This is a genomic window from Actinomadura sp. NPDC000929 (assembly GCF_040492065.1).
Lineage (GTDB): Bacteria > Actinomycetota > Actinomycetes > Streptosporangiales > Streptosporangiaceae > Spirillospora > Spirillospora verrucosospora.
In genome coordinates, this window is the sequence record NZ_JBEUPA010000041.1 from 21,327 (window position 1) to 36,906 (window position 15,580).

General features: G+C 74.0%; 5 protein-coding genes. All 5 read right to left on the minus strand.

Going from position 1 to position 15,580, the window contains the following annotated elements; genetic code table 11:
• Positions 1–169: 169 nt before the first annotated feature.
• The 5 genes from ABWI04_RS17325 to ABWI04_RS17345 all read right to left on the minus strand — a co-directional run bounded on the left by ABWI04_RS17325 (position 170) and on the right by ABWI04_RS17345 (position 15,380).
• Entirely contained in the window at positions 170–3,361 is a 3,192-nt protein-coding gene (locus tag ABWI04_RS17325) for a family 78 glycoside hydrolase catalytic domain (RefSeq protein ID WP_353833033.1), read from the minus strand.
• 11 nt (positions 3,362–3,372) lie between these two features.
• Positions 3,373–6,111: a family 78 glycoside hydrolase catalytic domain gene (locus ABWI04_RS17330; protein ID WP_353833034.1), complete on the minus strand. Its 2,739-nt coding sequence runs from the start codon at positions 6,109–6,111 to the stop codon at positions 3,373–3,375.
• Between the two features lie 104 nt (positions 6,112–6,215).
• The gene (locus tag ABWI04_RS17335; protein ID WP_353833035.1) at positions 6,216–9,938 is read right to left on the minus strand and encodes a glycosyl hydrolase; all 3,723 of its coding nucleotides are present in this window, start codon (positions 9,936–9,938) and stop codon (positions 6,216–6,218) included.
• Positions 9,935–13,897: a family 78 glycoside hydrolase catalytic domain gene (locus ABWI04_RS17340; protein WP_353833036.1), complete on the minus strand. Its 3,963-nt coding sequence runs from the start codon at positions 13,895–13,897 to the stop codon at positions 9,935–9,937. The genes ABWI04_RS17335 and ABWI04_RS17340 overlap by 4 nt, the downstream gene beginning before the upstream one ends.
• Before the next feature lie 64 nt (positions 13,898–13,961).
• Complete coding sequence (locus ABWI04_RS17345; protein ID WP_345182427.1) at positions 13,962–15,380, minus strand: L-fucose/L-arabinose isomerase family protein; 1,419 nt, start codon at positions 15,378–15,380, stop codon at positions 13,962–13,964.
• Positions 15,381–15,580 lie beyond the last annotated feature (200 nt).

Genomic DNA, 15,580 nt, shown 5'->3' on the forward strand with positions numbered 1-15,580 from the left:
CGGGGAGACCGGGCGCGGCCTGGGCGGCGGCCTCGCCCCCGAGGACCGGGCGCGGCCTGGGCGGCGGCCTCGCCCCCGAGGACCGGGCCCGCGCCCGCCACGACGGCGGCCGCGGCGCCGATCTGGAGGGCGCGCCTGCGGGTGAACCCCTGCCCCGTGCGTTCGTCGTTCACTGTCTTCTCCTGATCACTGTGATGCGGCCGGAGCCGACCGGGCCGATGGTGAGGAGCCGGCCGGTGGCGTCCCGGCTCGTGGCGCGGGGGGCGCGGGCATGGGGGCCGGCGACGCCGTACGCGCGCGGGTCGTCGTCGCCGGTCTCGACGACGACGCGGGCGGACGCGCCGGGCGGCACGTCCACGTCCAGGCGGTACCGCTCGGCGCGGTCGAGCGCGACGGAGACGGGGCCGCGGATCGTCGGGACCCGCCCGGAGATCCGGGTCAGGTCGCCGGGGCGCGGCCGGACCTCGATCTCGGCGGCTCCCGGCGCGGTGATCCGCACGCCGAGGACATGGCGCGGGATGACGTTCGCGGGCGCCGAACCCCAGGCGTGCGAGAACGTCATGTTGGGCTTGAGGGACGGGTCCCAGGCCTCGGCCACGATGGTCGCGCCGAGGTCGTCCAGCATGTGCAGCCAGGAGCTCATGCCGCCGGCCGTCATCAGCCCGATCGCGGCTTTGGCCTGGCCGGTGGCGAACAGGGCGTCCAGCAGGAACTGCGCGCCGTAGACGCTGACCTTCATGCCGCCGTCCGCGAGGGTCTGCCCCAAGGCGCGGACGACGGGGTCGGGAACCGTTCCGGGCCCGGCCACGCCGAGCGCGACCGGGAACACGGTGGCGTGCTGCGCGCTGTGGGTGGTGCCAGCTCCATCGACGAACCGTCCGTTGGACGCGTCGAGCAGCTTCTCCCGCATCGCCTTGGCCAGCGTGTCGGCGCGCTCCCGCCAGCTCTTCGCGTCGGCGGTCCTCCCCAGGGCGTCCGCGATGTCGGCCATGGCGGTGAACGCGGCGTACTGGCAGGCGTTCACGACGGTGTTGACGTCGGTGAACACGTAGCCGTCCCGATTGGACGCGGGCCAGTCGACCAGGTCCTGGGTGGGCGAGGCGGGCTTCTTGTGGACGAGCCCGTCCTCGCCGAGGTGGGGCGTCAGATGCTTGGACGCGAGGATGTCGTAGTCCGCGGCGAGCTGCTCCGGGTCACCGGTGTGCAGGTAGTCCTGCCAGGCCGACATGACGCTCATCAGCCGGTACTCGGTCGGCCAGGTGGGGTTGCGGGCCAGGTAGGCGTCGGAGGCGCGGGCCAGCGCGAACGAGCGCTGCACCGCGTACTCGGACGCCTGGTTGATGAGCGCGTCGCCCTCGTAGGGGCCGCGTTCGCGCGTCGGCGTGTCGGTGTAGAGGTCGCCGCGGGTCGCCTCGATCGAGTAGCGGCACAGCTCGTACACGCGGTCGAGGTCGGGGCTGGAGCTGGAGAACGACGCGTCGGAGTCGCGCCAGGCGGCCCGCCAGGCGCGTCCGGTGACGGCCTGCGACAGGTCGAGGTCGTCGTCGCAGACGAGCTGCGCGTAGCGGAACCCTCGGTAGCCCCAGTGCTCGATGGTCTGCTCGCCGTCGCGGAGCGTCCACACCTCCCGGTAGGTGACGCCGGCGCGGAGCGCGTGCCTGACCGTCCCGTCGGCGTTCAGCTCCTCGCCGAGCCGGACCTCGACGGTCTGCCCGGCCTTGCCGCGCACGGACAGGCGCAGACCGCCCGCGATCTCCCGTCCGAGGTCCACGAGCCAGGTGCCGGACGAGACCTTCCGCACGGACGCGGGCCCGGCGTCGTACAGCCCGACCGGTTCGACGAGCGCGGGCTCCAGCCCGCCGATGGCCGCCTTCGCCACCGCCGGCTCCCAGCCGGAGTCGTCGAAGCCGGGGCTCGTCCATCCGGCCGGCTCCTGCCGCATGTCCCAGTACTCCTGGGGGCCGGTGTAGAAGCCGGAGCCGATCGTCCCGGCGTCGCGCAGCAGCCCCGCCTGGCGGCGCGCCTTCCACGCCGGGCCGCTCCCGACGGTGGTGGACGTCCCGTCGGCGTAGGTGACGACGAGCTCGGCGAGGAAGCGCTTGTCCTCCGGGGTGAACGCCAGGGCGGCGAGCGCGTTGCGCCGGCCCGGCTCCAGCGCCTCGGTCACGTCGAAGGAGTGGTACTTCGGCGCTCCGGCCCCGCCCCGCATGGAGGCGAAACCGGCCACCTCGCCGTTGACCCAGATCTTCGCCGGGTACTGGCGGATCGACGCCGGAGACTGGGCGGCGACGTGGAGCACGGCGGCCGCGATCGGCTTGCCCTCCGGGACGAACTCGGTGCGCAGCAGCGCCCAGGAGTCGTCGGGCGACCCGGCCGAGGACAGCGTCGACTGCCCCTTGGCCAGGGTCAGGGCGCCGCCGGCGACCGTGCCGGCGCCGAAGGTGCCGCGGCCGTCGGAGAAGTCCTCGTCGATGATCGCTTCACCGTCCGGGCCGGTGAAGGTGACGCGGTCCCACACGTTGGCCTCGGTGGAGCCGTTGCGCATCCCGACCGTGCCCGTCCGGTACGTGGCGTCGGTCGTGGTGTCGACCTCGGCCCCGTCGACGGACGTCCGGAAGGTGGAGCCCTCCATCTCGACCGCCACGTCGTACCAGCGGCCCGTCTCGACGGGGAACGGCAGGCGCTTCTCCTCCAGCACCTGGTAGGCGCCGTTCACGCAGACGTGCTTCTTCAGGACGCCGGGAGAACCGGCGCGCAGCTGCCACAGGTAGTTGGCGCTCGTCCCGGACGCCCGGAACCAGATGCTCGCCGCGACCGAGGTGATCTGGAGCCGAGCCTTGAGGACGCCGTCGCCGGGCGCCCGCGCGGCCGCCGTCCAGATCGGCTCGGCGGACCACTCGCCGACGCCCGTGGCCAGCAGTGCGGGCTCGGACCAGCGGGACGCCCTGGGCCCGTCGAACGTCCGGACCCGCCACCAGTACGGCGTGCGCGGCGCCAGCGCCGGACCGCCGTACGGCACGGCGACGGACGCCGCCGACGCGGCCTTCCCGCTGTCCCACACGTGCGGGCCGCGCTCCAGGCGGGCCGGCGTGGTGGCGAACTGCACCTGGTAGTGCGTCTGCTTCGTCCCCGGGCCGAGGTCGGCGACCTGCCAGCTCAGCCTCGGCCGGGCGGCCGTGACGCCGAGCCCGTCCGGCAGCAGGGAGGTCAGCAGCCCGGACGGCGTCCGGGCCGCCGGGGCGGCCGGGGACGCCGACGCGGCGCCCCCGGCGGAGCCGAGCACGACCGCGCCCGCCACCCCGGCCGCCGACGCGCCGAGGAAGTCCCGGCGGCTCATCCCGATCCTTGGTCGTTCGGTCATCGCCGGGCTCCTCAGAGGTGGTCGGAACGGAAGGTGAGGTGCCCGGAGCCGGCTTCGAAGACGGCGTAGCCGTCCTTCATGCCGGTGAAGCGGGCGCCGCCCGGCCCGGAGACGTGCACGTCGCCCGCGGCGCGGGCCGGGACGTGGATCTCGGCGCGGACGTTGACGGGGATGTCCGCGTCGAGCGAGAAGCCGCCGCCGGCCCGCTTCCACGTGACGCCGACGTCTCCGCGCTGCAGCGGGACGGTCCCGGACGCGCGGTCCAGCCCGGTCAGCGGCGGCCTGATCCGCACGGCGGCCGAGGCCGGGGCGGTCACGGCGACGCCGAGGAGGGTCCGCTGCACCTCGACCAGCGACGTCGCGCCCCACGGGTGGGAGTGGCTCTGCCCGGTCTCCGGGGCGTCCCACGACTCCCACGTGAAGGTGCCGCCGCGCGCGAGGATGTTGCCCCAGCCCGGTCCCCGCGAGTCGGTGAGGCGGGTGACGACGTCCGCGGGACGGCCGCCGAGCGCCTCCAGCAGCCGGTGCGCGGTCATCGGCCCCATCTGCATGCCGAGCCCGGCGACGTACGACTCGACCTCGGCCCGGCCGTCGGCGGGGGCGACGCCGTAGGCGAGCGCGTAGGCGTTGGCGATCTGCGAGGCGTGCGCGCTCTGGGAGCCGTCGCTCCTCAGTCCGTCGATGTAGACGCCGTCCGGGCGGCGGAGCCTGGCGTTGATGTTGCCGGTGAGCGCGGCGGCGTCCTTGCGCAGCGCCTCCGCGTCGCCGGTCCTGCCGAGCGCGGCGGCGGCGCGGGCGGTGGCGTTCAGGACGTCCACGCCGAGCACGTTGATGACCGTGCGCGCGGCGGTGTCCATGTCGTGGCCGTACCGCATGGTCGCCGGCCAGTCGATGATGCCGTACTTGTAGGCCCCGGAGCCGCCCTCCAGGTTGGTGACCAGGCCCGTCCCCTCCGCGACGTAGCGGCGGACGTAGCCGGCGACCGCGCTCATCACGGGGTACGCGTCCGCGAGCGTGGCCGCGTCGCCGGACTGCTGGTAGTAGTCCCAGACCCAGCCGGGGAACATCTCGGTGTAGTCGGGGATGTCGCGCTTGCCGTCGCCGTTCGGGTAGACGGCGTTGAGGCGCCCGTCCGGCCAGTACCGCGCCTGCGACGCCATGAACTCGCGGATCGCCTGCCGGGTGAGGCGCCGCTCCCCGTAGGCGCCCATCATGGCGATCGAGGTGTCGACCGAGTCGCCGAGGAACTGCCCCTTCTCCCGGGTCGGCGTGTCGAGGAACTGGGACTGCGATCCGTACAGCGCCGACCGCGCCATCAGGTCGTACGCCGCGTTCACTCCCGCGTCCGACGTGCGGAGGCCGCCCTCGCGGGTCACCTCGTTGTGCTGGACGACGGCGGAGACGTCGTCCGCCTCGGCCCCGGAGCCCGGCGCGATCTCCAGGTAGCGGAAGCCGACGTAGGTGAGCGGCCGGAAGGTCTGGTCGCCGTCGCGCTGGGTGTAGCCGTAGCCGAGGTTGGTGTCCTGGTTGTCGCTCTTGGAGCGGGAGACCGTCCCGTCGTCCTTGAGGACGTAGGAGGCGTACATGTCGACGTGCCGGCCGGCGACGCCCTCCCGGAACCGCACCACCGGCACGGCCGGGATCACCTTCCCGAAGTCGGCGACCAGCGCGCCCGAGTCCAGCCGCGTGACCTTCACCGGCCGGACGGTCCGGTACGCGAGCGCGGTCTCCTGGCCGTGCAGGTGCTTGAACCCCGACGCGGGGTGGGCGCCGACGACCACCGGGTCCTGCCACGAGGACGCGTCGAAGCCGGGCTGGTCCCAGCCGGCCTGCACGGCGGTACCGTCGATGTCCTCGACGTAGTCGCCGCCGTCCCCGTTGCGCTTCGGCGCCGTCTTCCAGGGGGCGCGCGTCACCTTCCACGTCCCGTCGGTGACGACGACCTGCCGCGTCCCGTCGGCGTGGTCGATGACCAGCCGGACGAGCAGGCCGGGCTCGCCCTTCGGCCGCCCCTGCCCCGACCCGTACCAGTGGTAGAGCGCGCCGATCGTGGCGGGCCGCCCGGCCTTCACCTTCGAGGTGACGTCGACGGTCTTGTAGAAGCCGTCGTCGGCGTACTCGAAGGCGGGGCCGCGGTCGACGGTCTCGCCGTTCAGGTGCAGCGCGTACTGCTGACCGGCCGCGATGTGCACGCGAGCGCGCACGACCTTCGACTCGCCGACCGTGAAGTCCTTGCGGGCGAGGGTGTAGTCGTCGGCCTCCGCGGTGGTGCGCCGGATCCAGGTGGCCTGCCAGTCCCGGTCGGCGAGCCCGGTGTCGAACGCGGCGGGCCGCGCCCACGGAGAGCGCTTTCCGGAGCCGTCCCAGGTCCGGACGGTCCACGTGTACGACGTCTCCGGCGCGAGGGACGGGCCGGCGTACCTCACGTACTCCTGGCTCCCCGACCGGACGCGGCCGCTGTCCCAGACCGCCGTGCCGGACGGCCCCCGCACGATGATCTCGTAGGCGCTCTGCACCTCCCCGGGGTCGCGGTCGCGGGGCGTCCACCCGAACAGCGGCGCCCCCTCCACGCTCAGCGGGCGCGCCTGGTCACCCACGGTCAGCGCCACGGGGGACTGCGGCGCGTGCCCTGCTCTCAGCGCGGCCTGCGCGGTCCCGGGGAGACCGGCGGCGAGGGTCGCCGCCACGGTGGCGACGGCGAGGGCGACGGCACGGCGTTCGGCATGGCGGGTCTTGTCACGGCGAATCATCTGAAGCAACCTCCACGTCGTTGCTGCGGCTTGCGGTGATCTGCCGGAAGGAGCCGGGGCGGACCGCGCCCGCGGGGGGGCGTCCCGCCCCGGCCCCTCTCCGGCTACGGCCGTACGGAGAACCCGCTCATCTGCACGTTCGCGCCGACGCCGTCCCAGCTCCTGGTGATGTCCAGGCGCACGTAGCGGGCGCTGACCTTGGCGAAGGCCGTCGTCCCGCCCTCCTTCGGCGTGTCCGTCGCGGTCGCCACGGTGCGCCAGTTCCGGCCGTCCGAGGAGACCTGGACGCCGTAGTCGCGGGGCCCGTAGTTGGAGCGCCCTCCCACGACGACCGAGCCGAACTCGACCGGCGCGCCGAAGTCGACGCCGTAGCGCACCGGGTCGGCGGGGGTCGGTCCCTGGCCGGCGGCGCGTCCCCACGACACCCAGAACGTGCTGGGCGAGCCGTCCACGGCGAGCTTGGCCGGGTACCGGTCCTGGCCGGCGTCGGCGACCACCCGCGGGAACGGCGTGCCGCCCGGGTTGAGGGCGAGGTCGCCGGAGTGCCGCAGGGTCACCGCCGCGGCGGCGGACGGCCCGGCGTCGCTGCGCGCGGTCACCTTCAGGGTGCTCGTGCCGGACGCGACGCCCTTGTCCCGCAGCGCGACGGGCACCGTCACCGAGCCGCCCGCCGGAACCGTGACGCGGCCCCGCTCCGGCTCGGCGCCGATCCCCTCGGCGGCGGACGCGGAGACCGTCACGTTCGCCGCGCGCCCGGAGGCGTTGGTGACCAGCACGGTCGCGCGGTTGTAGCCGCCGTCCGCCAGCGGCAGCTCCGGTTCGAGGGCCTCGACGGCCAGCACCGGGCGGTCGCCGCCGGACGGGGTGAGGGCGACGGGGCCGAACAGCCCGTAGTCCATCGGCGCCCGCGACGAGGCCCCGGTGCCGGGCGCGGCGCGGACCGCGTTGAGCAGCGTGGAGGCGACCCGCACGGTGATCGTGTTGGCCCCGGGCCGCAGGTACCGCCCGACCTCGACGTGCCGCAGGTCCGCCTGGTTCAGCGGTGGCAGGTCGTGCCCGTTGACGTTCACGCGGACGGTGTCCACCGGCGTCCCGAGGTCGAGCGCGACGCGGTCGATGCCCTTCCAGCCGTCGTCCAGGGTGACGTTCGCGGTGTAGGTGCCCACGCCCGAGACGTCCGCGAGGTCGACGGGATGGCCGTTGGCCTTGGTGATCGCCGACCAGGCGGGCAGCGCGCCGCCCTCCCCGGCCTTCACCGCGACCGGGCCGAGCGTCTTGTGCGCGGTGTCGCCGGGCCTGCCGGACGGGCCGGGGCCCCAGGAGTCGACCGACAGCGACCACTCGTCCAGCCTCACCGGTTGGGGGACGGCCGCCGCGCCCTGCGCTCCCGGCGGGCGTGAGCCGCCCGCGGGCCCGGTGAAGGCGGCGTCGCGCCGCGGCGTGACCGCGATGACCGCGGCGTCGTTCCCGGCCAGCCGGACCGGGACGGTGACGGTGCCGTGGCCGGACGTGTAGTCGGCGATCGGGGTGATCTTTCCGGTCCAGGTGTCCAGCCGGTAGGGCACGCCCTCGCCGGTCAGGGTGATCTTCTGCGCGGTCGCGGTGTTCGTCTGGTTGTACAGGTAGTAGTAGTCGGTGGAGCCCGCCTGGCGGCGCACGTCGAGGATGGCGCCCGAGCCGTCGTGCGGCGCGGCGGCCGGCGTGACGCGCAGGCGCCGCAGCGCGTCCGGCGCGTCCGCCTCGCTCGCCACCCGCACCACGCCGCGCTGCCGGAGGAGTTCGGAGACCACCGACCGCAGCCGCGCGTCCTGCCGCGCCGCGTCGCCGTTGCCGGGCACCGCGCTCGGCACGTCCCCGACGATGACGACGGGAAGCCCCTGCCGCGCCAGCCGCAGCAGCTTCTCAGCGGCGTCCACCGGCATCGTCTTCTGGTCGTTCAGCAGCACCGCGTGGTAGGCGGAGCGGTCGCCGAACAGGGCGCCGCGGGAGAAGGAGGCGTCCTTGCGGCGCAGCAGCGCCGGGCTGAGGTACTCGTAGGTGTACCCGGCCGCCGCCAGCGCCGAGGAGCTCTGGATCAGCTTGTTCGACCCGCTGCCGGTGGTGCCGGTGCCGTTCATGCCGAAGTCCTGCCAGTACACGGCCAGGTCGAAGCGGGGCTTGCCCTGCCGCAGCACCAGCTGCATCCGGGCCAGGTTGTCGTTGACCGCGCGGTAGTCGGCCCAGTTCGGGCCGCCCTTGTCGCCGAACGCCTCCGAGTAGGAGGCGTTGCCGCCGTAGGTCATGCCGGGCCAGGCCGACTGCGGCCCGGCGCCCGCGGGGCCCCTGCTCAGGTACGGGAAGCCGTGCCAGACGACCTGGTTCACGCCGCCCGCGAGGCCCCGGTAGACGGCCTGGAGGTTGGAGGCGTCCGATCCGGCGCCGGCCGTCGAGCCCCACACCGAGGAGGAGAAGGCGCAGCACTCGTCGGACACCACCGGCCGCCCGGACACGTGCGCGCCCGTCGCGACGACCCGGTAGTCCTGGACGTTGCTGTAGGCCCCGACCGACTGCCCGAACGCCAGGGACTCTCCCTCGGGCACGTCGACGTGCGAGGCGGCCTCCGCGACGTCCACCGGGATGCCGTAGGGCTGGATGCGGGTGCTGATGTGGTGCTTGTGGGCCCACTCGCGCAGGACGTCGAGCCGGTTGCTGATGTAGAGGTCGCTGAGGGTCTGCCGGTAGTCGGTGCGGACCCGGGCGCCGACGCCGCCGCCGAAGTCGAAGAACGGCCGGTCGGTGATGCCCTGGTCGCCGGCGCCGGCCAGGGCGGGGAGCACCTCGACCGGGGAGTAGCCGCGCCGCTTCGTCCACTGGTCGACCAGCTCGGACGTCCACTTCTGGGTGGTGCCCAGTTCGAGCGAGTCCTCGAACAGGTCGCTCTCGCCCATCTGGGCGAGCAGCTTCCGCACGTCGGGGGTGAGGATGTGCTCGTCGTAGAAGTCCGTGGTCGCCTTGGCCCCGGCCTCGCCGAACGGGTCGAGGGCGTAGTTGGTGCCGGTCGCGGTGTAGCCGGACAGGGACTGCCCGCTGGGCGTCTGGTAGAAGGCGATCAGCGCGTAGGTGCTCTCGCCGTCGCTGGGGAAGTCGACCGCGAGGCCGCCCTGCGCGTCCACCTTCGAGGTGACGTCGGTGACGCCCTCGCGTTCCAGCATCCGCGGGCCGCTCGACGTGGCGCATCCCGCGTCGGAGCACTTGGCGACGAGCGCGGCGACGAGCGTCCTCTTCGCCCCGGCGGGCGGCGCGACGTTGAAGTTGGTGGGCAGCGCCCCCGACCTGCCGGTCCCGCCCTTGTGGAACTCGTGGGAGAAGACGATCTGCTGCTGCGCGCTCGGATCGTTGACGTCGTCGACGGTGGGGACGGTCGCGGGCCAGCGCGGGCCGATGGTGAAGTCGAGGCCGAGCCCGTTGGCCTTGGCCGCGGCCAGCATCGTCCGGGTCTTCTGCGCCCAGAGCGGGGTGCCCCAGCCGTAGGTCTTCAGGAACTCCGGGGAGTTGTTGCCGGCGCCCTCCACGCTGAACGGCGCGACCTCGGCTCCGCCGCCGCCCGCCTTCCTGATCTGTTCGAGCTCCGCGGCCAGTTCCTTGTCGTCGGTGTGGGCCAGCGGCTGCCACCAGCGGTACTTGGGCCGCACGGACGCCGGGGGGTCGGCGAAGGTTCCGCGGGTCAGGGCCGGGACGTCCGGCCCGAACGGCGGAGCGGTCTCGGCCGCCCCGGCGGCGGCGAGCCCGGACACGGCCAGGAGCGCGGCCGCCGGCACCGCCAGGAGCCGAGCTTTGGAATGAGTCACGAGGAGTAGCCCTCCAGCTCGATGACGCGGCTGTAGTTGTGGTCGTTGGAGTCGCGGACGAGGAGCCGGAGCGCCGACGCCCGGACGGGCGCGAAGGTCCTCTCGACCGTGCCGGCGGTGCTGCCGGCGACCGTCGCGACCGTCGTCCACGTCCCGTCCACGCGGGCCTGGACGTCGAAGTCGCGGATTCCGGTCTTGGCGGCCGGGTGCGCCGGGTCGTCGAGCGTGAAGACCTTCACGCGGCCGACGCGGCGCGGCTCGTCCCAGGAGGCGGTCAGGGTGTCGGGGAAGTCTCCGGCGGTGTCGTCGTTCCAGCCGCCGACGCCGTTCAGCCACACGCCGGAGTCGGTGCCGCCGTCGTTGGTCCAGGCGGGCGACGAGCCGCTGTGGGTGCTGGACGCCGACATCTCGGCGACGCGCACGAGGTTGCCGGTGACGCGCACCGGGGCCCGCACGCTCTCGTCGTCGACGGTGACGGTGACCGTTCCCTCGGTCGCCTCGCCGGTGCGCCTGATCGCGACCGGGACCTCCGTGGAGCCGCCGGCCGGGATCGTGACCCGTCCCGCGGCCCCGGCGGTGAAGCCGTCCGTCGCGGCGGCCTTCACCGGGACGGTGACGGCGTGCCGCTCGAGGTTGGTGACGCGGAACCGGGCCGTCGAGGACTCTCCGTCGATGACGGGGACGTCGGCGCCGAACGGGGGTTCGACGGCGAGCTGGGTGCGGTCCTGGTGCACGGCCTCGGGCGTGCGGACGTTGAACGTCCAGGACCCGGATCCGACCTCGTACACGGCCCGCCCGTCCTGGACGCCCAGGGACCGGGCACCCGCCGGGGCGGTGGCGCCGGACGCGCCGAGCAGCGGCACCTCCACGCGGGCGGGGGCGCCCGGCGGGACGGTCACGTCGAGCCGCAGGTCGTGCCCGGAGCGGCGCCACGCGCTGGAGACCGCGCCGCGGGGTGTGCGGTAGGTGGAGGCGGCGCGGGTCAGGTCGCCGACGACGGCGGGCCGGACCACGAGCTTGCCGAAGGCGACCGAGTCGCCCGCCTGGCCGATCCCGGCGAGCCCGGCGCCGAACCACTCGTCGATCGCGCCGAGCATGAAGTGGTTCTGGGAGCCGTAGCCGGTCGGGCCGTCCCAGTACTCGGTGAGCGCGGTCGCGCCGTGCACGACCTGGTAGCCGTAGCTGGGGTCGGTGACCTGCTGGGCGACGGCCAGGATGACGTCGTCGCGTCCGGCCGCCGACAGCACCCGGAACAGGGCCGGCAGGGCGATCTCGCCGACGGTGAGGTGGTGGCCCTTGCCCTTGACCGAGGCGACGAGGTGGTCGAGGACGGCCTGGCGCTGCGCCTCGGGGACGATGCCGAGGTCGAGCGCGAACGCGTCCCCGGCCTGGCTGCCCGAGCCGTAGGTGTGCCCGGCCTCGTCCAGGTACTTGGCGTTGAAGGCGGCGGCGATGTCGCCCGCGAGCTTGCGGTAGCGGGCGGCGTCGTCGTCCTCGCCGAGCAGGCCCGCGACAGAGGCGAGCGCGGCGGCGCTGCGCTGGTAGCCGTAGGTGGCGGCGATCCCGCGCGGCGTGGTCTTGTCGACGGCGGCCCAGTCGCCGAGGCCGTAGTCGAGCAGGTTCCCCTTCGCCTTGGAGGTCAGGTAGTCCAGGTAGCGCTGCATGTTCGGGTAGAAGTCGCGCAGCGGGCGGGCGTCGCCGTAGGTGCGGTAGTGCTGCCAGGCGGCCAGGATGATGGCGCTGCCCCAGTTGGGGTCGTCGCGGACGCCGCCGGAGAACTGGACGTACTCGGGCGCGATGTCGGGGACGAGCCCGTCGGACGTCTGCGCCTCGGCCATGTTGCGCAGCAGCGCCGGGTAGTAGGCCGCGACGTCGTAGTTGCGGGTGACCGACCCCTGGACGAGCTGGGTCTCCTCCAGCCAGCCGAGCTTCTCCCGGTCGGGGCAGTCGGTGAGGATGCTGAACATGTTGCCCTGGATCGACCGGTCGATGATCTTGTGGATGCCGTTCAGCAGCAGGTCGGAGCTCTCGAACGAGCCGGCGGAGGCGTTGCCCGCGCGCAGCACGACCGCCGACACGGCGTCCGCGTCCGGGGCGGACGGCAGGCCCGTCACCTGGAGGTAGCGGAAGCCGTGGTAGACGAAGCGGGGGTGCCAGGTCTCGGTGCCCTCCCCGGCGAGGGTGTAGTGGTCCTCGATCGGGGGGCGCCGCGCCCCGCCGGCGATCATCGTGCCCTGCTCGACGAGGCCGTCCGCGCCGAGCCGCTCCCCCGGCGTGAGCGCCAGCTCCGTCCCGCGCGGGCCGCCGACCCGGATCTCCGGCCAGCCCGCGACGTTCTCACCGAGGTCGAAGACGTAGGTGCCCTTCTCCGGCTGCGTGACCTTCACGGTCCGGCGGCGCCCGACGGGCACGATCGCCGGCGACATGCGCGCGGTGAGCGCGATGCCGGGGTCGGGCGCCTCGGCGGCCGGGCGCCAGGCCGCCAGGTCCGCCGACGGCTCGTCCCAGCCCGCGCGGGCGAGGCGGGCGTCCTCGTCCTCACCGCCGTACCAGTGGGTGAAGGTGGTCGGGCCGAGGTCGGTGCGCCAGGACGAGTCGGTCGCGACCCGCGCGGTCGTCCCGTCCGCGAGCGTGACCTCCAGCTGGGCGAGCAGCTTCGGCGCGCCCTGCGCCCCGACGTACTTGGTGTACCGGTCGCTGGTGGAGGTGACGTTGTAGGTGCCGTTGCCGAGCCGGACGCCGATCGCGTTGCCGCCGCGCCGCAGCAGCTTCGTGACGTCGTAGGCCGCGTACTCGGCCCGCTTGCGGTAGTCGGTGTTCGGCGGTTCCAGGACGGCGTCGCTCACCGGGCGGCCGTTGACGGTGGCGTCGTAGATGCCGAGCGCGGTGATGTAGAGCCGCGCCGACCGCACCTCGCCCTTCAGGGAGAACTGCCGGGCGAGCAGGGGCAGGCGGGGAAGGTCGGTCTGGTACGCGGGCGGCGGCTCCTGCCCGGTGACGCTCTTGGCCGTGGCGAACGGGCCGTCCGCCGAGTCGGAGGTCTGCAGCGTGTAGTCGACGGGGAAGTTCGGCGTCCTGCCGTCGCTCGTCATCAGGTCGGTGCGCGGGTAGAGCTTGACCGAGGCGAGGTCCTTGACGGCGCCGAGGTCGAGCTGCAGCCAGATGTGGTGGCCGGGGTCCTGCGAGCCGTAGGCGGGGCTGGTGTAACCGAACGGCGCCGTCTGCGTGGTGAGGGACCCGTCGGTGACGAACTCCGGCATCCACTTGCCGGGGTACTCGCGGACCTCGGACGCGGTGACCTTCGCGCCCTTCGCCACGTTCGTCCCGGACGGGTCGAGCGCCTCGATCTCGGCCAGCTGGAGCCGCGACAGCAGCGAGCTGCCCTCCTTGACGGGGAGGCCGAGCTTCGTCACGTCCAGCCGCAGGTGGCGGGCCCTGGTTCCGGCGGGCAGCGCGACGGTGGCGGGAGTCGGCGCCCGGTTCAGCCAGCGCTCGTCGCCGATCCACTTGCCGGACCAGTCGTCCTTGGCGAGGAGGCCCGTCTCGAACCGGGCGGGGCTGCTCCAGCCCGACGCGCGCCCGGAGCCGTCCCAGACCCGGACCCGCCACCACACCTGGCGGCGGGAGGTGAGCGCCGTGCCCCGGTAGACGGCGCCGGCGGCGGCGGAGGACACCCTGCCGGAGTCCCACAGGTCGGCGCGGCCGAGGCGGTCCCGGGACGTCGCCGCGACCACCTGGTAGGCGGTCTGGGCCGAGCCGCGGCCCGGAGCCGCCAGGCGCCAGCTCAGGGCGGGCGTCGTGTCGTCGATTCCGATGGGGTCGTCGAGCGCGTCGGTCCGCAGCCCGGTGGCGTGCAGCCCGGGGGCGTCCGCGCGGGCGGGCAGGGCGGTGACGGCGGTGAGCGCTAGGCAGAGGGCGACACCGCATACGGCACCGCGTGGTGGGGGGATTTTGGGCATGACGGAACATCCTTCGGACCTGCGCGGGGGTGGGGGGTGACGGCGTCGCGCCGTAAGGGTGTCGTCAGGGGTTCACATGGACCAGTTCGATCTCCAGGAGGTCGGCGAGGGCCTTCAGGTCGGCGACGCGGTGGCCCGTCCCGAGGGCCCAGTGGTGGGAGATGCCGGTGGCCGACCACGCGTCGGTCCACTCGCCGGGGTCGCAGCCGAAGTCGACGCGGGAGGTGGTGTTGCCGATCTGCAGCAGCGGCCCGTCCACGGTCTCGCCCTCGGACGCGACGAACGCGAACCTGCCGTCGCGGCGCTGGATGATCCCGAACGCGGTGACCGGGCCGTGCTTGACGTCGAACTCGACGGACACGCCGTAGCCGCGCTTGCCGTGGTAGACGCCGAGGCCGCGCAGCAGCGGGCGGCGGGCGCTGATCGCCAGGTGCGCGGGCCCGTCGTGGCCCATCTCGACGTGGCCGCGGTGGAAGTCGAGCGCCTGCAGCTCGGTGAAGGAGCCGCCCGCGCCGAGCCGGTCGGCGACCAGCATCGCCAGGGAGGTGCGCAGCTCGTACTCCCCGGCGGCCGGGATCCCGCGCGCGGTGAGCAGCGACGCGCCGAGGATCATCCCGGCGCCGAGCCGCTCGTGGATCTCGCCGTCCAGGCCGCGGTGGTAGTAGGCCAGGCTGTCGAGTTCGAAGTCCTCGACGAGGCGGTCGAGGCCGACCGAGACGCGGGCCGCCCAGGTCAGGTCGTCGTCGTTGACGGACGCGTCCAGCTCGAAGATCTTCTCCGCCTCGGCCTTCTTGGCGGCCGTCTCGGCGTCGGTGACCTTCTCCACCCGGACGCGCAGGTCGTCGAACTCCAGCACCTCGACGTGCCCGCCGAAGTTGGCGCTGACGAGCGTGAGGTCGGTGGAGACGTCGAGCATGCCCGGGTACAGGTGGCCCATCAGCCCGTGCCGGCCCCGCCGCAGCGCCGCGCGGACCCCGGCGGCGCGCACCCAGCGGCCGATCTTCGCCCAGGCGCGCTCGTCCTCCAGGTAGCCCGACACCGAGCGGAACGGGACGCCGCAGCGCGCGAACGCGTTCGCCATCTCCGGCAGCGGGCAGGCGCCGCAGTAGGCGAGCCACTGCCCGGTGTCGAAGGTCGCGTGGTCCATCGACTCGGTCGGCTGCAGGTTGATCAGCAGGACGGGCGCGTCCGCCCGCTGCGCCACCGGGACCAGCATCGTCGCGGTCATGTAGGTGGTGAGGAAGCCGACGATGATGTCGCAGCCCGCGGCGCGCAGCCGCTCGGCCGCGGCCGCGCCCTCCTGCGCGTCGGAGATGAACCCCACGTCGACGACCTCGGCGCCGAGCCCGCGCATCCGCTCCGAGACGCGCTCGGCGGACCGCTTGAGCTGCGGCAGCAGGTCGGGGAACTGCGGCCAGTAGGCGCCGAGCCCGCCGGCGACGAGGCCGACCTTGACCGGCGGCGGCGCTGTGGTGTCTGCCATTGCTTGTCCTCTCCTAACGGGCCGTGAGGGTGCGGCGCCCGGCGGACGCCCTCTTCATGGGGACATGCCCACCGGACGCGGCCCCCCGGGTCCGGGAGGTGACGGCGGACACAGAAGAGGGTGCGAACTTCCCGGCCGGCGGCATCGTTGTCCCTTCGGGTTCACTTGGTCGAGCGGGCCCAGCAGGCACGGCCGGCGGC